Genomic DNA, 18,268 nt, shown 5'->3' on the forward strand with positions numbered 1-18,268 from the left:
TGGGACGATTACTATTACAAGTTAAAATCTTCATTTTTGAAGGTCTCTTTATCGTCCCAAATTTAATGACAACACCGCGACGCGGCGGAACTTACCAATAGGGGCTCGGACTGTAAACGTGATTCTCTAATATTACGATTTGGTGTTATTGCGGCGGCAAAGCTCTGCCTGGAATTTGCGGTAAATCGGCCGGTGGCGGTGGTGGCGTATAAATCTCCTGTGACGTCACCCGCCCACCTCTAGAACCATCCAGAACTTGCTCAATGCCATCGACAGCGGCGGCGGCAACAAGATTAGCAACATGACCCCAAGCCGCGTTCAAACTTCGACTCGGTACAAAATTTTCCTGGGTTGCACGGCCCAATAGTGCGCCAGACGCGGTTGAGACAGTCCAAATGATTTTCACCGGTTCCTTGCCCTGCACCGGCAAGCCGACATCAACATGACCCTGCAACGCATAGGCCGCCTGACGTGGGTCCTTGGTAATAAAGATGTCGACCGCCCGCAACGCGGCTTCAATGGCGTTGGTGAGTGCGACGTTGCCGTCACCCGGCGCGCCAATGACGGGTTTGACCACCATTGCCGTGGTGATAGGTGCCCTTGCCGGCGTTGGTTTCTTCTTAGGCGCATTCGGCAGCATCGCTAAGATCGGTCCGAGCGCGCCGTTGCCGACAGAGCGAATGATGCGAGGATCGCCAAATTCCCACTGAGTCCGGGTCGCCTTGACGCCTTGAGTGTGGCTGCCCAACGTTATCCTGTAATTCCCACTTTATGTAGATATAGTCCTCATCACTCTTGCCCAACAAATTGAGTTCGGTGCGGCCCTTAAGGATGTAACGGCTCGGTCGGGTTGGGTCGATGGTTGCCGGGACACGAGATTTTTCCAATCGGTCCGAAACTTCTTCCGCCAGAAGCCTGGCCATCGGCACCGCCGGCCCTTCCAAAAGCTCAACCCGCACGCCTAAGTTCTGGTTTACTTCGGCCTTGGATTTAGGCCAGATTTCGAAGCCTGCGATTGACGTCGGCTCACCCGCTTCGCACGCCGACAGAACGAAGACCACAATCAGGAATTTCCAGCACCCCTTCATAAGCCAGCACTTCTTCACAAAATCGCGCAAGACGCCATAAGCCCTAAGACCAGCGCCACCGCCATAAACATCATGTAGGGCATATTTCCCCCTTTCTACCAAGGAGCATTAATCATCCGGTCAATAAGATCGCCGACAACCCACGACCATAATCTGATTCTCCTCGGTGGGTGGCACGACGGTAACTGAAAAATCGGTCTTCGTCTGTATAGGTATCAACATCCACCACGTCCACCTGTTCCAGACTCAAGGCGAGCAATTGACGTTCGACGTATCCTGCCAGATCAAACATGAAATGCTCGGCTTGAGTTGACGCCACGAAGAACTCGGCGGATTTACTATCTTCGTCAACAAAACCACGATGGAATTCAGGCCCAACTTCATAAGACCGTTGCTGAATGCAGGGACCGATAGCGGCCTGAATTCGATTTACGTCGGCACCCAGATCGACCATGGCACCGACTGTTGCGCCTAAGACGCCTTCCTTGGCCCCACGCCACCCCGCGTGGGCGGCACCAATTACACGAGCATTAGCATCGGCGAACAGGACCGGCGCGCAATCAGCTGTTAATATGCCGAGGGCAATTCCTTCATGGCGACTGACCATACCATCGGCTTTTGGTGCCTGATCCGCTTCCCATGGTTCTTTAACTTCAACGACATTCGGCGAATGGATTTGATGGACCGTGTTTAGAACAACACCCTCCATGCCCAGTTTTTCCACCGCGCGCGTTCGATTTTGACGCACCGCGTCGGTTTCGTCATCGGAACCGTAACCACAGTTGAGGCCGCGGTAGATGCCTTGGCTGCAACCGCCTTTACGGGTGAAGAAGCCGTGGCGAATGCCTGTTACGTCGTTCAGGGTTTCAGTTGTCAGCATGTCGTTTCATTATTAATAATCAGTACCTTGAACAGGGTGCCCATTTCGTCCTCGCCAATCAAGCGGTTGAGGGCAGAATTGATTTCTGCCGCCTGTTCCGATGTTGCTTCAGCACTCAGTATCTCGGCCCGCTTATCAATTCCCAGAGTAAGCAAAAAATTTCGTTGCGTCAGAAAGATATCAACATTTGCGCCGGCTTCGGTTATTGCTTGGGACAGGCGTTCAAAATTTACGTGTGCGGTTAGGTCCACCTCGCCAGGATCATCTAAGACGGAATGGTATTGGTGGTTTTTAACAGCCTGCAATGTGTCGGCAGGTTCCGCCTTGGCATACCCATAATCTATCATCACAGCGCCACCGCCGTGATTGGCGATTCGTTTGCCAAGAGCTTCGGCAATCTCAATTCCGGCAGGGCAGTCTTCCAAGATCGCGCCGACTTCTGCATTAGGAAAGTCGCCGCTTTCGGTTTTATCCGAAACGATAAAGCAAAAGTTGTCGCCATCTAGACCAACCAATCGTTCACACCACCCTTCAGAAGTCCGTTCTAATTGCCGGATCGGCAGGGCATCGAAGAATTCATTGGCGACGAATAACATCGGCCCCTCTGGCACATCGTCAAGGCGGTCACACCACACGGGCTCAACATGCAAGGTCTCTTTTTGCATGCTTCGAAGCACTGGACTGGTTTCGATCAAATGAAGACGGAGGGCTTGGATGAAGGCTGGGTCCTGCCCGGCCGCTCGCAAAAAATCCGCCATCAGTGTGCCGCGACCAGGGCCAGCCTCAACCACATAAATTGGATCAAGCGCGCCCATTTGTCGCCACTGCACCAGACACCAAAGCCCCAACAACTCGCCAAACATCTGGCTGATCTCTGGTGCGGTGATGAAATCCCCGGCAACGCCTAACGGGTCCCGCGTCGCATAATAGTGCGCGTTGCAAATTTCGATATACTGGGCAACGGAGATCGGGCCGTGTTTGGAAATCAACCGGCGCAGATCATCGGCGACCTCCGGCATCGTAGTCTAGGACCCTGGCTTGGCGCGAACGATCAGCCAAATGCCGAACAGAATCAAAGGTGCCGATAACCACTGCCCCATGGTCGTCCCACCTACGAGAAATCCGATATGGTAGTCAGGCTGGCGGAACAGTTCAGCCACACTTCGGGCTAAGCCATAACCGATAAAGAACACCCCCGTGAGTAAACCCGTCCGGCGGCGAATCGCCTCGTTCTGTCGCAAAAAATACAAAATCAAAAATAGGAAAAGACCTTCCAGCAGAGCCTCATAAAGCTGGCTCGGGTGGCGCGGTTGTGGGCCGCCATGAGGGAACACCATCGCCCACGGGACATCACTCACCCGACCAATCAATTCGCCATTTACAAAGTTGGCGACCCGCCCGAGGAAAAGTCCGATGGGTGCAGCGCAGGCGATCATGTCGGCGAACCCCCAGACCGGAATGCCGCGTTTGCGCGAAAACAACCACGTCGTAAAAATTACGCCCAGGAACCCGCCGTGAAACGACATTCCGCCTTGCCAGACCTGAAAGATCGCCAACGGATGATCGATAAAGTACCCAAACTTATAAAATAAAACGTAGCCTAGCCTACCGCCCAAAATTACGCCAAGAATCGCCCAGATCAAAAAATCATCAACGTCTATGGCGCGAACAATTTCCGGTGGCCGCCGGGTCATGGACTTCATGTACCAAATCGCACCGAGCAGCCCAAAAATATAAGCCAGCGCATACCAACGAACAGCAAGCGGTCCGACGGAAAAAATGATCGGGTCGATCATGGGGTACGGTAAAGCGAACAACATACGCGCTTAACGGTAGCTATCTTCGGCGATGAGGTAGTCCTTCACATACGCAGAAATGCCGTCTTCAAGCGACGTAAAAGGATGGACATACCCGGCATCGCGCAGCCGCGTCATATTGGCTTGGGTAAAGTATTGGTATTTGTCGCGGATGTTTTCAGGTGTCGGCACGTAGTCAATCTTTGGGTCCTGACCAACCGAGGCATAGACAGCATTGGCGAGATCAAGGAACGACCGTGCTTGGCCCGTGCCGCAGTTAAACAGACCATTGACGTTTTTATTTTCGAGCAACCACAGAACGATATTCACGCAATCATCCACCCAGACAAAGTCACGTAGCTGGCCACCATCTTCGTAGTCAGCGTGATGTGACTCGAACAAATTCATGGTGCCGCCATCGCGTGCAATCGGAAATACCTGATGGGCAACACTACGTTGGCCTTCTTTGTGATATTCGTTGGGGCCGTAGACGTTAAAGAACTTTAGGCCCGCCCAGTGGGGTGGACGGGGATCGTTATGCTGGATGGACCGCGCTATGCGTCGGTCGAACAGATGCTTGCTCCAGCCGTAGGCGTTCAGCGGCTTTAGTCCTGCCAAGCCCTCGACCGAGCCATCATCATCAAAGCCTTCGGCACCATCGCCGTAGGTTGCGGCGGAAGACGCATAAATAAAGCTCGCGTGATTTTCCGTACACCACTGCCAAAGTGCCATCGACATGTGGAAATTATTCTGGATGATTAAATCGGCATCGGTCTCTGTCGTCGCGGAAATGGCTCCCATGTGGATGATAGCGTCAATATTGGTCTCATGCGCTGCCAAGAAATCGAACAACCCCTCGGGCGGAACGATGTCATACAGTTCGCGCTTGGCAACGTTGCGCCATTTATCATCACTGCCCAACACGTCGCAGATGACGAGGTTTTCATACCCCTTTTCTTCCATGACAGCCGCGATATTGGAGCCAATAAATCCGGCCCCCCCGGTGATCACATACATGACCAAATCCAATCCAATTAAAGTCCGAAACTTATAGGGTGTGCCACGGCTACCCGCAAGCGGTTGCACCCAAAGCTGCTCCTGTTCATAATATACCCCTTAAATCTTAACGAATTAGAGAACGGCACAATGCAAAGCAATAATCGGGTCCTCGACGATCTCGCAAAAGTCGCCAATGGCGCGGTATCCACCCTCGTCGGTATGAAAGGCGAAGCCGAAGCCCTGGTCCGCCAACAGCTTGAACGGCTGCTGTCCGAAATGGATGTTGCCCAGCGCGACGAATTCGAAGCCGTCAAAGCGATGGCGCAAAAAGCCCGGACGGAACAAGAAAAGCTGGAAAAGCGCGTCGCGGAGTTAGAAGCACAGCTGGCTAAGGCGAGCCCGAAGAAGAAGACAAAGAAGTAACTGAACCAGGGCGCTCCGTCCTTGTCTGAATTGTCAGGGTCTGAATTGTCGGGGGAGTAATTGGCGAAGCGTTCTCCAATCAAGAAACTGGATGTGACCGGCGGCGATGGCGATCTAACGACCTTAATCGCATGTCACGAATGTGACCTTCTGCACCGGGTGAAGCCTGTTGACGATGAGCATACGGCGAAGTGTGTTCGCTGTGGTGCGACATTGTATCAGGAACGAAAAAACAGTGTGGACCGGACTCTAGCATTGGCATTCACAGGTCTTATTTTATTTATCATTTCAAATGTTTTTCCGTTTATGTCTTTCGAACTTGAAGGACGGTCACAAGATAACACCCTGATTTCTGGCGTTATTGAGATGTACCGCGCGGACCTTTGGGGGCTTGCGATGGTTGTCTTGCTGATGAGCATCGTCTTCCCTTTGGTTAATCTTATGGGAATTCTCTATGTCCTCATTCCTCTCAAAATGAACAAGCGACCCTGGATGTTGGCGAAGTCCTTTCGGGTGTTGGACCTACTTCATCCCTGGGGGATGACAGAAGTTTATATGCTGGGGGTCTTTGTCGCGTACGTAAAACTTTCCGATCTGGCGACCATTACACCGGGAATTGCATTGTACTCCTTCGCCGTGTTGCTGATTGTTTCTGCAGCCGCCACCGCATCTTTCGACCCCAGGATCGTATGGGAAAAAGTGGAGCAGCCCCAATGAGTGCAGGCACTCTCACTGCTGCCAAAGCGGGGCTCGTGAGCTGTCATGCGTGCGACCTTCTTGTTAATCGAAAATCGCTAGCACGTGATCCCCACCCTGCCTGCCCCCGATGTGGCACATCCATGCATCAACGTAAACCTGACAGCCTCAACCGCACATGGGCTTTACTTATTGCCGCAGCAGTTCTGTATATTCCGGCGAACGTGTATCCGATAATGACGGTGATATCTTTCGGCAAGGGCGCGCCGGATACAATCTACAGCGGTGTTGTTCACCTCATCGAAGCGGATCAGTTGCCGATCGCGGCCTTGGTCTTTTTTGCCAGCATTGCTGTCCCCGTCTTAAAGCTGGTCGGGCTTTCATACCTTTTGTTATCGATCCAATTCAAATCAATATGGCGTCCCCGCGACAGAACGGTGCTTTATCGGGTGATCGAAGCCGTGGGCAGGTGGTCGATGATTGATATCTTTATGATTTCAATCCTTGTAGCCTTGGTTAAGCTTGGAACCATTGCGACCATTGAGCCGGGTGCGGGTGCAACATCATTTGCTGCCGTTGTCATTCTAACTATGTTTTCATCGATGAGTTTTGACCCTCGTCTCATGTGGGATGCAGTGGAGGATACAGATGGCTAAAAAATCCCAAACGCCCCCAGAAGATGACATCCCTGAGGTTACTGTTACCACCAGGTCTAGAATCTCAACGGTATGGATTATTCCGATTGTTGCTGTTTTGATCGGGGCGTGGCTCACCTATACAACGGTCAGCGAACAGGGACCGACAATTTCGATTACCTTTGAGACAGCCGAAGGGCTTGAGGCTGGCAAGACCAAGCTCAAATACAAGGACGTTGAGGTGGGTGTTGTAGAGACAGTTGGGCTGACGGATGACCTTTCAGGCGTCGTTGTCACGGCATCGCTCATACATGGTGCCGAAGAATACCTGACGGACACTACCCGATTTTGGGTCGTGCGCCCTCGGTTTGGGGCATCTGGTGTGTCAGGTTTAGGAACGCTTGTTTCGGGCGCCTTCATCGAAATCGACCCTGGAAAGGGAGGTGCCGAGAGGGAGACGTTTAAGGGCCTGGAAACACCCCCCGTGATCAAGGCCGATGCGCCAGGTCGCCAGTACGTGTTAAAGACCGCCAAGATGGGGTCATATTCCAATGGCTCCCCCGTAAATTATAGGGGCATAAAGGTTGGCGAGGTTCTCGGCCATGAGTTGGCAAAAGACAACCGCACTATTCTGATCCATATATTTATCCATGCGCCGCACGATAAACTCGTGCGCCTGAGCAGCCGTTTCTGGAACGTAAGCGGTGTGAATGTGTCAATTGATGCCGACGGGATGAAGATTGGCACCGAGTCCCTACAAGCGCTTGTTGTTGGCGGCATCGCATTTGAAACACCAACAAATTTAGACGCCGGCGACCCGGCGGAAAAAGGACACACGTTTCCTCTTCATGGCAGCCGAGAAGAAATTAAGGAAGCGAGTTATGTGGAAAAAAGACCGATCATAATGTACTTTGATGGCTCGGTTCGCGGGCTTGCGCTGGGTGCCCCTGTCGAATTCCGGGGTATAAAAGTTGGCGAAGTCACCGACGTCAAACTCGAATTCAATGCGAAAAAAAATATTTTTCAAATACCAGTCATTGCCGAGATCGAACCAGAACGCTTCACCATTCTTGGCGAACGGAACAGGAGCGCCTATGAAAATCAATTGGAGACCTTTGTCCAAAAAGGCATGCGGGCGCAGCTCAAGACCGGGAGTTTCCTGACAGGCCAACTGTTCGTGGATTTAGATTTTCACCCGAAGGCGGCGGCGCGGTTGATTGGGGGGGATAACTTGTTCCCCGAAATCCCCACGATCCCGACAACATTGGACGAATTTACCAATTCGATTACGGAGCTTATTACCAAGTTGCAAAAGCTTCCCTTGGTGGAGTTGACGAAGAGCCTGACAGCCACAGCGAAAGGCGCGGAACAGCTTGTTACCGCCCCTGAACTTCTTCAGGCCGTCCGAAGCTTTGATACGATTTTGCGTGAAACCAGCGCTTTGGTTAAAAACACCAACGGTCTGGTTAAGAATGTAGATGGCGTTGTCAGCAATGTGAACCAAGACGTAAGAGGCGAAGTTAAAAAGACGCTCAATCAAGTACATGAAATTCTTACATCTATCGACGATGCGGTTTCAGACAAATCTGCTCTTCGATATGACCTCGCGACAACATTGCAAGAACTGGCGGCGGCAGCGCGATCAATTCGATTGCTCACATCTTATCTCGAGCGCAATCCGAACGCTTTGATCTACGGCAAAGGCGGACAGGGAGAACGACGATGACTTCACTAAGATCATTTAAGCTAGGGGTCGTTTTCGCGATTGTTGCCTTTTCCGTATCAGCGTGCGGCGGCAGCGTGACACCCCCGCCAAACTTTTTTGTATTATCGACGCCTGACGGATTAGTGGCTGAAAAACCAACGAAAAAAAGAAGCACCGACATCTCCTTAGGTGTCGGCCCAATTGTTTTGCCACCCCATCTAGACCGACCCCAAATTGTCACAAAATCGACACGCCACAAAATCGACCTTGATGAATTTAATCAGTGGGCAGAACCGCTGAAAGATAACTTCACGCGGGTTCTGGCCGAAAATTTGTCGATCCTTTTGGGAACCGATCGGGTTGCCATTTATCCTTGGCGAAGCTCCATCCCCATCGGCTATCAAGTTTCAGCAGAGGTTGTTCGGTTCGACGGACAGCTTGGCGGTAACAGCACATTAATTGTTCGTTGGAATGTTTTTGGCAAAGGCGGCCGAGAAATTCTTTTCACCCGAAGATCGGTCTACACGGTGCGCTCGAATGGTAGATCGTTTGAGGCCATGGTGTCGGCGATGAGTGACACAATCGCCAAGTTCAGTCGAGAAATAGCGACGGCAACAGGCGCGTTGGCACCGTAGAACGCCCGTTCATCAATGACGGGGTGGAGAAAACAATGAAAGTAATTGATCTGAACCATCGGGGAATTCGAACCACCAAATTGGAAGCCACACGGCATTTCTATGAGGATTTGCTTGGGCTGGAACAAGGACACCGTCCCAGCGCATTGCCATCAAAAGGATATTGGCTCTATGCGGGAGAGAAGCCAATTATCCATCTGGTCGAAGATTCGGATGGATCAATCGATGGAACCAACACCCCCAGGGAAGATTTAACCGATGCCGGAGGCCAAACCCATATGGCCTTAACTGTTGAGAAGGCCCGCGATGCCGTTGACCGTTTGATCGAAGCCGGCGTTCCTTACTGGGATCGATTGTTTAAAAATCCGGTCATGTATCAAATTTTTGTTGAAGACCCCAACGGATTTTTGGTCGAATTGATCGACCGCAATCCGGGTGAGATCAACGGACCAATCTGCAAGATCGTTGAGTAAAATTTTCTCGTAAATAATATTCGACCAAGAACACACCGCGTTCCGCCTTTAAAACCACCGAACCCTGACAGCCCCCCATTGCATACTGCCCCTTAGCAGTCATCGTCGGACGGTATTGACGGAGTCCGGGTGTAGCTATGAGCATTCATTTATTTTTGGTGATTCAATGCGTTCGTCCCGTTCTTCTTTCTTTGTTAATTTCTGCTAAAGTTGGCCGCACAATACATCGGGGCAACATTAGGCTACTTTACTATGACAACACTGAAACGCCTTTGGCCATTTGTGTCGCCTTATACGGGCCGCATTGTGGTTGCCCTGGTTTCACTGCTGGTTGCGTCCGCTTCGCTGCTTGCCATTCCGAAGGCCGTTAGTTTTTTGATTGATCAGGCGTTTTCCCGGGGTGACGCAGCAGTGCTACATGGTGCTTTTCAGGTCACCTTGGTCCTCGTCTTGGTCTTCGCGGCTGCCTTGGCCACCCGCATTTACCTGATGAACTGGACCGGAGAGCGGGTGGTCGCCGACATACGAGCCGCTATTTATGGCAATCTGGTCAACCTGTCGCAGGCCTTTTTCGAGACCCGCCCGCTGGGTGATCTTTTTTCCAGGTTCACCACTGATTCCACCATATTGCTGGCGGCTCTGAGTACACTGGTGGTGATCGTGCTGCGCTCGGGCGTCCAGTTGACCGGGGCGATTGCCCTAATGTTCACTACCGACGCCAAATTAGCGGTCTGGGTTGTCTTGGTGGTTCCAGTGGTGGTAGCGATTACCGTTATGCTCGGCAAGCGGGTGCGTAGGCTGTCGCGGGAGGCGCAAGACCACCAAGCCAATATCGGTGGCTTGTTCCAGGAATCGCTCGGCGCTTTGCAGACTGTGCAAGCCTTCACTCGCGAAGACGAAGAAGCGAGCCGTCTGGATGTTCTGATTGAGCAGGGCTTTGGCGCAGTTCGCAAGCAGCTCAAGACCCGCGCCCAATTGACCTTTATCTCGGTCAGTCTGGTGCTGACGGCGGTCATGTTGGTGCTGTACGTTGGCGGCCTGCATGTGCTGAAGGGCGAAACCACCAGTGCTCAGTTGATCGAATTCGTTCTTTACGCGGTGTTCGCGGGAACATCGATGGCGGCATTGTCCGACGTGTACAGCGAGTACGTCAAGACAGTTGGAGCGACGGAAAGGATGTTCGAACTGCTCGATGAGCAGCCCGGCGTCTCCGCCCCAAAAAATCCCGTGCCGCTGCCTGACGGTGGCGGAGAAGTCACATTCGACGGCGTTACCTTCGCCTATCCGTCCAGGCCGGAAAGCACTGTTTTGAACGGCCTCACCCTACGTATCGAGCCCGGCGAAACCATCGCCTTGGTAGGACCTTCGGGGGCGGGCAAGACCACGCTGTTTCAGCTGTTGCTACGATTTTATGACCCGGATGGCGGCACGGTTTCGCTGGATGGAGCCGATGTGCGCAGCTTAGACCCCAGGGACCTGCGAGGCGCGGCAGCGTGGGTGTCCCAAGAGCAGGTGCTTTTCTCGGCCTCAATTGCCGACAACATCCGCTATGGGCACCCGGCAGCCTCCGATGATGAGGTTATCACCGCCGCCACGGCGGCTCAAATCAGTGACTTCATTGAGAGTCTTCCCGAAAAATACGAAACGCCTCTGGGCGAAAAGGGTATGCAAATGTCAGGCGGCCAACGTCAACGCCTGGCGATCGCGCGAGCGATTCTAAGAGACCCAAGAGTGCTTTTGCTCGACGAAGCAACGTCGTTTCTTGATGCTGAAAACGAAGCCGCCATCGCCCAGGCTCTCGGCCCCCTGATGGAAAATCGGACAACGCTGATTATCGCTCACAGACTATCTACCGTCCTTTCAGCCGGGCGCATCGCGGTTGTCGAGAACGGGCGCATCGTTGCAGAAGGCAGGCATGAAATGCTGCTCAAGGACTGTCCCCTTTATGCCCGCCTCGCCGCTGGGCGGTTCGAAAAGGATAATAGTTGACTCAGGCCACCAGTTTGTTCCAGAATCCTGTTGTCCAAAACTACCTTCGGGGAGTCTAGAGATGATCACCATAGCAGATTTAGCAAGACCGAAACGCGCCGTGACCAGGACGCAAGTGGCGTCTCATGCCGGGGCCTATGACCATGCAGACCTGAAACGTTGGGCTGGTAATGATACCGAGCTTATCAGGCTTAGCATGAAGAGTTCGACCGCTTTCGATGGGGAAGCAAAAAGTCGCGAGGGCGATCCCAGCCCGATGTAAAAGACACACTCTCCCCGGCGTCTATTCCGCCATGGCGGCTAAGGCGCGGTGAAGGGCAGTTTTTACGTTTCGCAACATGCGGTGGTGCCGACGCGCGCCGGATTTATGATGCTGTTTGTTCTAACCACGTCGTTCGACACGACCGTTGATCTCATTATACGGGACATGGGGACCGATGGCGTCTTTCGCTATAACTTCGACCTGTGGCGGGACTACAAACTAAGCCTAACCCCAGGCGGCTTTCGCATCGAAGACCCCACTGGCCGCGTGATTGAGTCCCGGACTACGACCAAGTTCCTTTTGGGAAAGCCCTGGCGCTCCAAGGATATGTTTCCCGGCGAAGACGTCGGAGACGAAGATCGCTACTACGAGGAAGAAATGTGGTATGCGCTTCGGGAAATCGCAAACCTACTATGGGCGGACGGAAAAATTGTTCTCGTCGAACCACTTGTCGATGCGCGGGTTGGAAAGTTTGTGCAGTTGGACGCGGCCAGGGACATTTTTGATGTCCCTACCTTTCAATTCTCCGTCGGGGCACCGTTCGAAAAAGCCAAAGGGCGGGATTATGTCGCCAAAAGCCTGACATTTGAGACAATCGGTCCGGAGAGCGAGGGCGCCACCCTGTTTACAACTAAGGTGGACACAGACCAGCTATCGCCCGGAGTGCCGTGGTTCGTTCAGGAATGCATCACGGCGGAGACCGATGTTACGGTACAAGTGGTTCGTGACGAGGCGTTTGCGTTCGAACTGGACCGAAGGCCCTTCATGGACAAAACCGTCGATTGGCGTGAGTTGGCGGCTGACGAGACCAGCGGAGAATGGCAGCCCCATATTCTGCCCGAAGACACAGAGAAAAAAATCTTTGCTTTCATGGACAGGCTAGGACTGCACTTTGGCCGGCTGGATTTTCTTCTTGGCAAAGGGGTTTACTACTTTCTTGAGGTCAACCCCAGCGGTCAGTGGGGGTGGCTGGACGTTGAGGGGAAACACGGTTTGTTAAATAAAGTAATCAAGGAAATCTCACCTGCCACACCGTGTACACCCATCCCCGCTTCTCCGGGACCTCGAGCAAAATTTTAAGAACTTCAATCAGCTTTTACAGACTGCGCGTTTGCTTGATTACCATGGGGTCAAAATAATTTCTGCTCAGAGTCAACATCGGAAATTTTACGCTGCCTCAAATATGCTCCGCTCTGCCCCCTGAAATTGGATGTTTCAAAGATTAATATCCGCTATCGACAGAAAAGCGATCAATTTTAGGATGCAGTAGCCCTATTGAGTTAAACCCAATCGTTTATGCCAATCCGCTATGCTTTCATTTGGATACTCTTCAAAGGTCTGATCATTTTCAGCCAGCATCATCGGAACCCATGATGCCTTAGAACCCAACATCATATACCTATGTTCAGGTGGTTCTGGCAGTTCAGTATCAATAGCACCAGCTTGTGGATGCAGTAGATCGGGCCATGTTGAGTTCCAAGACCAAAGGTGAGAACCACAAATCTTACAAAAATGACGTTGGGAGAGGCTTTCCGTTACTTCGTTGGTGGTAGGATCCGTTTTCTTTGCACGATAAATAGACACGTGCTCTTTGCCTTGAACTTCCAATGTATCGGCATCGCCGGACAGATTTATAGCGTACCCACCACTCCCGGCAGTTTTGCGACAGATGGAGCAGTAGCAGATGTTGAAGGGATATGGATGTCTAGAGTTCACAGAAAATTTTACGGACTGACAATGACAAGAACCTTCAAGTTTCATTTTATGTTCCTCAAATTACTGCCGGAGTAAGGAAGAACCCTGATTAGGGTACCCCTAAATTTCTAGCTACTTAGAAACCGCCGCTAGTTCCCACCAATGAGCAACGGGTTCAGCTTCCTTTTATATCCGGCTAAGGTTTCGGCAATCCGGAACCCAAGTTGAAATTGGAACGAGATGTGCTTTTGTATGAGCGCATCGCGGACGTATTTCTCGATGGGCATGCCTGAAACAACGCCCATGCCGCCAAATAGTTCCATGCCTTGTTCTGTCAGCCGCTGCACGGCCTTGCCGGTGAATGTTGTCGCCATTATCTCGTAAGGCTGAGATTCGGCACTTCCGTCTTCGAAGGCTTCGGGATGATCCTTTGCCCACGCCGCCGTCCAGATCAGCCGACGTGCAGCTTCTAAGTTCGTCGCCATATCAGAAAGATACAGGCCGACGGCTTGGTGTTGGATGATCGGTTTGCCGCCAGAGACCCGTTCTTTTGTGTATTTAATTGTTTCCTCTAGGGCCGCGCGGCCAAGCCCCAAGGTAATTGCTGCAATCGTGATGAGGGTGCCCATGTCGGTGCGTCCTGGCGGCGGCGGCCCTAGAATGCGGCCCTTTGGCACCTTCACATCGCTAAAGAAAATTTCCGCATTGTCGCCGATGCGCCGACCAATCTTCGAAATGGGATGGCGCACCAACCCCGGCGAATCGCCCTCGACTAGGAACGCACGGGTCCCCTCATCGGTGTCCGCCATGACGACGAGCAACTTGGAGAGATAGCCCATGGTCTGGAAGTTCTTAGCTCCATTGATGACCCAAGAACCATCCGGCTGTTCGACCGCCTTTGTCCGAAAGCGGACATCTGGTGGCGTCTCTGTATGGTAATCAAAGCCCAAGTCCGTGTCAGGTTCGTGAATGGCGACGGTGGTAAAATAGGTATCGTCCTCAAGAAATCTTGGCACAAAATAGTCCCGTTGTTCTTGCGTCATGCGGTATTCAAACCAGTCCCGCGCGCGCCGGGCGGTCAGCATATAGTAATACGCCGTGCCGGTGTCGGCGGCAGCCAATTCCTCGGCCACAAGGCAGGACGTCAGGTGGTCTGAGACTCCCGTGCCACCATTTTCTTCCGACAGTACAAAGGTCCGAAAGCCAAGCTGGGAGCCCTTTTTCAGGACATCCCACGGGATACGGTCTTCCCAGTTCGGTCGGCTTTCAAATTCCAGTGCGATGGGCTTAATCTCATTTTCAGCGAAATCCCGCGCCAATTGCTGAAACGCCCGCTGCTCATCGTTAAGTCGGATATCGAACATAATCGCCTCACTTTTTGAATTAAGGGCCGAACGCACCCTGTGCCGCGTAAGACCCTTATCCTAGGCTGCCGCCTCTTTATCCACAACTTCATTACAAATCCCATGAAATCGGTTCTTGCGCCTGACTCCGGGTTTTATTAGTCTATACTTGGTATCCGTTGAGGGGGAAATCACCAGATATTGCGCGGCACACATTATGTGGTACGTGTAAAGCTTGGTAGGTCGAGCCTTCAGGGCCCAAATAGGGCGCCAATTAAAGGGAATTAGGCACATGGCAAACGTCGCTGTCTCACACGAATCCTTCGCCACCAATCCAATCGATGTGGTCGAACGCATGGTCGACGAGAACGAATGGTTTTCAGAACGCCGCAGCGATGGGGAGATGTCTGTTCAAGCCCCCGGGCAATGGTGCGATTACAGCCTTTATTTCGCCTGGAACCAAACCGCGAGCGCGATGCATTTCACCTGCGCGTTTGAGGCCCGGGTTCCACCCGAAAAGCGCGCCACAATTTATGAGCTTCTGGCGCGCATTAACGAACGCATCTGGCTCGGCCACTTTGCGCTGTGTGATGATGAGGGCATGCCGATGTACAGGCACACCATGTTGTTGCGCGGGGTGGGCGGCTCAACCAGCGAACAAGTGCAAGACCTCTTGGAAGTCGCGTTGGAAGAATGCGAGCGCTTCTATCCCGCATTTCAACATGTGATCTGGGCTGGAAAGAACGCTGAAGACGCAATCGCTGCAGCCATACTGGACCCGGTCGGCGAGGCCTGATCAATTATGTCGGCGTCGTTGTTGTTGGCCGGATGCGGCAAGATGGGCGGTGCCCTGCTGGCGGGCTGGCTCGAAGGTGAGTATGCCGCCAGCAACGTAACTGTCGTCGAACCCTTTGCTGAAACCGCCAGTGCTCTACGTAAACAACACGGTGTTTTTACTGTCGCCAAGCCTGATGCCCTGCCATCCAGCGCATCACCCGATGTCATCGTCTTCGCCGTCAAGCCACAGATGATGGACGATGTCGCGCCTGGGTATGCGCGATTTGCCGAAAGCGATTGCGTTTATTTGTCCATCGCGGCAGGCAAGACCATCGATTATTTCGAATCGAAGCTTGGGACGAATGCCGCCATCGTTCGCAGCATGCCCAATACGCCGGCTGCGGTTGGTCGTGGCATGACGGTCGCATGTGGCAATGCAAATGTTTCGGACGCTCAAAGCACCCTGTGCCGAAAACTTCTGTCTGCCGTTGGCGAGGTGGCTTGGGTTGAGGATGAAGGTCTATTGGACCCTGTTACGGCGGTCTCTGGCAGCGGGCCTGCCTACATCTTTTTGCTCGCCGAATGCATGACGGAAGCCGGGATTGAAGCCGGCCTGCCGAAAGAGCTTGCTGAACAACTCGCTCGAACAACTGTCGCGGGGGCTGGCGAACTCCTCCGCCAATCACCTGAAGCCGCCGGAATTCTGCGTCAAAATGTCACCAGTCCCGGCGGCACGACGGCGGCTGCCTTGGATGTCTTGATGGCTGAAGATGGCATGCAGCAACTTTTTATCCGGGCTATTGACGCCGCAACCAAACGGTCTCGCGAATTAGCCGGTTAATAAAACTGTTTGTCAGCGCTTCCTTTTAGCGCCATCCAGGACTATCTTTAAGCACACGCATCTCACCTCGTGTGGTCTTGTCAGTTGATCTGGGGGATAGCATGGCTAAAAAGAAATCCAATCGCGAGAAAATTATTACGGCAGCATTGTCGCTGGCTGAAAGTGACGGCTGGGCTAAGCTGTCTATGGCTGACATCGCGACCAAAGCTCGATTAAAGCCGACTGAGGTCCTTACCGAATTTCACTCAAAGACGGGACTGTTGTGGGGGATACTAGAAAGTATTGATCAGGCCGTCCTGGCAGAAAAACGAAATGCTGACGAGCCTGCGCGTGACCGTTTGTTTGATGTTTTGATGAGCCGTTTCGATGCCCTGAATGCCCACAAGGATGCGATCAAGGCAATCGCACGTGAGTTACCGCGTGATCCATTGACGGGCCTGTTGTCAGCACCGCGGTTCATGATGTCGATGGCATGGATGCTCGAAGCCGCAGGGATCTCGTCAGGGGGACTAAAAGGCCTGCTTCGAACCAAAGGTCTGGCGCTGGTTTATTTGAACGCCGCCCGGGTCTGGCTGCGGGATGATAGCCCCGATATGTCGAAAACGATGGCAGCCCTGGATAAGGGTCTGCGCCGCGCCGAACGGGTTGCCGGAATGTGCAAATCTTCTCGTACGACGACCGCCGACTAAATAAAATTTGCACCACCATTAAAACTCCGGTTAAGGTACGGCAAAACCACAGGGATTCGCCAGGGGGCGTCTGGTTTATTCGGGGGAACGTCAGGATATGCCACGTAGAAAAGGCCGCGCACGGCTGCTAATCTACAGCCACGACTGCTATGGACTTGGCCATTTGCGCCGATGCATGGCGATCGCCCATTCGCTGGTTGACCATCGCGGTGATCTGTCAGTTCTTATTATTTCTGGCTCACCCGTCGCGGGCAGTTTTGAATTTCATGACCGCGTTGATTTTACTCGCATTCCAGGCGTCATCAAAGAACGTAAAGGTGGTCGCCTGCGGTCGCTTAAGCTGGATATGACGACCGAAGAAATTCTCAAGGTTCGATCCAAGCTGATCTACCAAACCGCGGAAATTTTTGAGCCTGATATTTTCCTGGTTGATCACCAACCCCTAGGCCTTCGCAACGAAGCCGAAGACGCGCTGCGCATGCTGAAGGCCAAAGGAACGAGATTGGTTTTAGGTTATCGTGACATTCCCAACGTGGACGGTACGGCTGAAACCTGGGAATTCCGTAATGAGGAAATTCCGGTCAAAGAACTTTACGACAATGTGTGGGTCTTCGGCCTCCCCGATATCTATAATCCGATTGCTGAGAAAGGCATGTCGGTGGACGTCTCTCAAAAAACTCGATTTACAGGTTACCTGCGGCGGTCGTTGTCGCCATCGGAAATCTCCCTCTCGCGGACCAACCCAGTTCCCATGATCAGTAACGATCCGTATCTTCTGGCCATTACCGGCGGTGGTGGTGATGGCGAGGGGTTGGTGGATTGGGTGCTTCGAGCCTATGAATATGATTCAGGAATTCCGTATTCCACCTATATCCTGATGGGGCCATTTATGAACACCAACCTTCAGGAAGAATTTATTGAGCGTATCCAACGTATCAATGCGAACCAAGAAAAGATCCACGCCATTTCCTTCCACCCAAATGTGGAAAGCCTATACATGGGGGCGGCTGGGGTTGTCGCCATGGGGGGCTATAACATTTTCTGTGAAATTCTGTCGTTCGATAAGCCGAGTGTTATCATTCCGAGAACGGTCCCTGGTAAGGAACAGTATACTCGAGCAAAACGGGCAGATGATTTGGGACTCGCACGCATGTTACTTGATGACGGCACCCGCGACCCTAAGTTAATGGCGACCCATCTTCGGGGCTTAGCCGCGCAACCGAGGCCTTCGGACGTGAGGCTGCCGGGCTTGTTGGACGGTCTGTCTAATATCAACGCAATGGTCGATACATGGCTCAGCACCCCGGGCTCACCCAAGGCGAAGCTCGCTGTCGTCAAATAA

The 18,268-nt window shown here is 52.7% G+C and carries 20 protein-coding genes; 13 read left to right on the top strand and 7 right to left on the bottom strand.

The genetic code is table 11. The features are described 5' to 3' along the window. Window positions 1–145 precede the first annotated feature (145 nt). From HOM51_02780 to rfaD, 5 genes are all read right to left on the bottom strand, one after another. Complete coding sequence (locus HOM51_02780; GenBank protein ID MBT5033424.1) at window positions 146–748, bottom strand: hypothetical protein; 603 nt, start codon at window positions 746–748, stop codon at window positions 146–148. A 452-nt stretch (window positions 749–1,200) separates the two neighbouring features. Then, a complete protein-coding gene (gene pgeF, locus HOM51_02785) occupies window positions 1,201–1,968 on the bottom strand; it encodes a peptidoglycan editing factor PgeF (GenBank protein ID MBT5033425.1) in 768 nt (255 codons plus the stop codon). After that, window positions 1,962–2,987, bottom strand: a complete 1,026-nt coding sequence (locus HOM51_02790) for a class I SAM-dependent methyltransferase (protein MBT5033426.1) — start codon at window positions 2,985–2,987, stop codon at window positions 1,962–1,964. The genes pgeF and HOM51_02790 overlap by 7 nt, the downstream gene beginning before the upstream one ends. Before the next feature lie 6 nt (window positions 2,988–2,993). Beyond that, the gene (locus tag HOM51_02795) at window positions 2,994–3,788 is read right to left on the bottom strand and encodes a prolipoprotein diacylglyceryl transferase (GenBank protein ID MBT5033427.1); all 795 of its coding nucleotides are present in this window, start codon (window positions 3,786–3,788) and stop codon (window positions 2,994–2,996) included. 6 nt (window positions 3,789–3,794) lie between these two features. After that, complete coding sequence (gene rfaD / locus HOM51_02800) at window positions 3,795–4,781, bottom strand: ADP-glyceromanno-heptose 6-epimerase (GenBank protein MBT5033428.1); 987 nt, start codon at window positions 4,779–4,781, stop codon at window positions 3,795–3,797. Window positions 4,782–4,910: 129 nt separating this feature from the next. Here rfaD and HOM51_02805 point away from each other — a divergent pair, with 129 nt between their 5' ends. The 9 genes from HOM51_02805 (at window position 4,911) to HOM51_02845 (ending at window position 12,661) form a co-directional block, all read left to right on the top strand. Beyond that, window positions 4,911–5,186, top strand: coding sequence for an accessory factor UbiK family protein (locus tag HOM51_02805; GenBank protein MBT5033429.1), 276 nt, complete (start codon window positions 4,911–4,913; stop codon window positions 5,184–5,186). A gap of 60 nt (window positions 5,187–5,246) precedes the next feature. Beyond that, complete coding sequence (locus HOM51_02810; GenBank protein ID MBT5033430.1) at window positions 5,247–5,903, top strand: paraquat-inducible protein A; 657 nt, start codon at window positions 5,247–5,249, stop codon at window positions 5,901–5,903. Further along, window positions 5,900–6,538, top strand: a complete 639-nt coding sequence (locus HOM51_02815) for a paraquat-inducible membrane protein A (protein MBT5033431.1) — start codon at window positions 5,900–5,902, stop codon at window positions 6,536–6,538. The genes HOM51_02810 and HOM51_02815 overlap by 4 nt, the downstream gene beginning before the upstream one ends. Beyond that, on the top strand, window positions 6,531–8,243 hold the full coding sequence (locus HOM51_02820; GenBank protein MBT5033432.1) for an MCE family protein: 1,713 nt from the start codon (window positions 6,531–6,533) through the stop codon (window positions 8,241–8,243). The genes HOM51_02815 and HOM51_02820 overlap by 8 nt, the downstream gene beginning before the upstream one ends. After that, window positions 8,240–8,857, top strand: coding sequence for a membrane integrity-associated transporter subunit PqiC (locus tag HOM51_02825; GenBank protein ID MBT5033433.1), 618 nt, complete (start codon window positions 8,240–8,242; stop codon window positions 8,855–8,857). The genes HOM51_02820 and HOM51_02825 overlap by 4 nt, the downstream gene beginning before the upstream one ends. Window positions 8,858–8,892: 35 nt before the next feature. After that, complete coding sequence (locus HOM51_02830; GenBank protein ID MBT5033434.1) at window positions 8,893–9,330, top strand: glyoxalase; 438 nt, start codon at window positions 8,893–8,895, stop codon at window positions 9,328–9,330. A 252-nt stretch (window positions 9,331–9,582) separates the two neighbouring features. Further along, a complete protein-coding gene (locus HOM51_02835) occupies window positions 9,583–11,319 on the top strand; it encodes an ATP-binding cassette domain-containing protein (protein MBT5033435.1) in 1,737 nt (578 codons plus the stop codon). Window positions 11,320–11,380: 61 nt separating this feature from the next. Next, entirely contained in the window at window positions 11,381–11,581 is a 201-nt protein-coding gene (locus HOM51_02840) for a hypothetical protein (protein MBT5033436.1), read from the top strand. A gap of 48 nt (window positions 11,582–11,629) precedes the next feature. Then, a complete protein-coding gene (locus HOM51_02845) occupies window positions 11,630–12,661 on the top strand; it encodes a hypothetical protein (GenBank protein ID MBT5033437.1) in 1,032 nt (343 codons plus the stop codon). A gap of 192 nt (window positions 12,662–12,853) precedes the next feature. Here HOM51_02845 and HOM51_02850 read toward each other — a convergent pair whose 3' ends face one another. Both HOM51_02850 and HOM51_02855 read right to left on the bottom strand, forming a co-directional pair. Beyond that, window positions 12,854–13,342 carry a GFA family protein gene (locus HOM51_02850; protein MBT5033438.1) on the bottom strand — a complete coding sequence of 163 codons (489 nt, stop codon included), beginning with the start codon at window positions 13,340–13,342 and terminating at the stop codon, window positions 12,854–12,856. A gap of 83 nt (window positions 13,343–13,425) precedes the next feature. Then, window positions 13,426–14,640, bottom strand: a complete 1,215-nt coding sequence (locus HOM51_02855; protein MBT5033439.1) for a hypothetical protein — start codon at window positions 14,638–14,640, stop codon at window positions 13,426–13,428. Between the two features lie 271 nt (window positions 14,641–14,911). On the opposite strand from HOM51_02855, the gene HOM51_02860 reads away from it, so the two are divergent. The 4 genes from HOM51_02860 (at window position 14,912) to HOM51_02875 (ending at window position 18,268) form a co-directional block, all read left to right on the top strand. After that, window positions 14,912–15,415 (top strand): hypothetical protein, encoded by a 504-nt coding sequence (locus tag HOM51_02860; GenBank protein MBT5033440.1) that lies wholly within the window; start codon window positions 14,912–14,914, stop codon window positions 15,413–15,415. Between the two features lie 6 nt (window positions 15,416–15,421). Beyond that, entirely contained in the window at window positions 15,422–16,237 is an 816-nt protein-coding gene (locus tag HOM51_02865) for a pyrroline-5-carboxylate reductase (protein ID MBT5033441.1), read from the top strand. Between the two features lie 101 nt (window positions 16,238–16,338). After that, window positions 16,339–16,926: a TetR/AcrR family transcriptional regulator gene (locus HOM51_02870; GenBank protein MBT5033442.1), complete on the top strand. Its 588-nt coding sequence runs from the start codon at window positions 16,339–16,341 to the stop codon at window positions 16,924–16,926. A 97-nt stretch (window positions 16,927–17,023) separates the two neighbouring features. Next, window positions 17,024–18,268, top strand: a complete 1,245-nt coding sequence (locus HOM51_02875) for a hypothetical protein (protein MBT5033443.1) — start codon at window positions 17,024–17,026, stop codon at window positions 18,266–18,268.

It is taken from the genome of Rhodospirillaceae bacterium (genome assembly GCA_018660465.1).
Lineage (GTDB): Bacteria > Pseudomonadota > Alphaproteobacteria > Rhodospirillales > JABJKH01 > JABJKH01.

What these genes read in the sequence shown, in the direction of transcription:
- pgeF (MBT5033425.1), bottom strand. Translation starts at nt 1,968, where the DNA reads ATGCTGACAACTGAAACCCTGAACGACGTAACAGGCATTCGCCACGGC.
- HOM51_02790 (MBT5033426.1), bottom strand. Translation starts at nt 2,987, where the DNA reads ATGCCGGAGGTCGCCGATGATCTGCGCCGGTTGATTTCCAAACACGGC.
- HOM51_02795 (MBT5033427.1), bottom strand. Translation starts at nt 3,788, where the DNA reads ATGTTGTTCGCTTTACCGTACCCCATGATCGACCCGATCATTTTTTCC.
- rfaD (MBT5033428.1), bottom strand. Translation starts at nt 4,781, where the DNA reads ATGTATGTGATCACCGGGGGGGCCGGATTTATTGGCTCCAATATCGCG.
- HOM51_02805 (MBT5033429.1), top strand. Translation starts at nt 4,911, where the DNA reads ATGCAAAGCAATAATCGGGTCCTCGACGATCTCGCAAAAGTCGCCAAT.
- HOM51_02815 (MBT5033431.1), top strand. Translation starts at nt 5,900, where the DNA reads ATGAGTGCAGGCACTCTCACTGCTGCCAAAGCGGGGCTCGTGAGCTGT.
- HOM51_02820 (MBT5033432.1), top strand. Translation starts at nt 6,531, where the DNA reads ATGGCTAAAAAATCCCAAACGCCCCCAGAAGATGACATCCCTGAGGTT.
- HOM51_02825 (MBT5033433.1), top strand. Translation starts at nt 8,240, where the DNA reads ATGACTTCACTAAGATCATTTAAGCTAGGGGTCGTTTTCGCGATTGTT.
- HOM51_02830 (MBT5033434.1), top strand. Translation starts at nt 8,893, where the DNA reads ATGAAAGTAATTGATCTGAACCATCGGGGAATTCGAACCACCAAATTG.
- HOM51_02835 (MBT5033435.1), top strand. Translation starts at nt 9,583, where the DNA reads ATGACAACACTGAAACGCCTTTGGCCATTTGTGTCGCCTTATACGGGC.
- HOM51_02840 (MBT5033436.1), top strand. Translation starts at nt 11,381, where the DNA reads ATGATCACCATAGCAGATTTAGCAAGACCGAAACGCGCCGTGACCAGG.
- HOM51_02850 (MBT5033438.1), bottom strand. Translation starts at nt 13,342, where the DNA reads ATGAAACTTGAAGGTTCTTGTCATTGTCAGTCCGTAAAATTTTCTGTG.
- HOM51_02855 (MBT5033439.1), bottom strand. Translation starts at nt 14,640, where the DNA reads ATGTTCGATATCCGACTTAACGATGAGCAGCGGGCGTTTCAGCAATTG.
- HOM51_02860 (MBT5033440.1), top strand. Translation starts at nt 14,912, where the DNA reads ATGGCAAACGTCGCTGTCTCACACGAATCCTTCGCCACCAATCCAATC.
- HOM51_02865 (MBT5033441.1), top strand. Translation starts at nt 15,422, where the DNA reads ATGTCGGCGTCGTTGTTGTTGGCCGGATGCGGCAAGATGGGCGGTGCC.
- HOM51_02870 (MBT5033442.1), top strand. Translation starts at nt 16,339, where the DNA reads ATGGCTAAAAAGAAATCCAATCGCGAGAAAATTATTACGGCAGCATTG.
- HOM51_02875 (MBT5033443.1), top strand. Translation starts at nt 17,024, where the DNA reads ATGCCACGTAGAAAAGGCCGCGCACGGCTGCTAATCTACAGCCACGAC.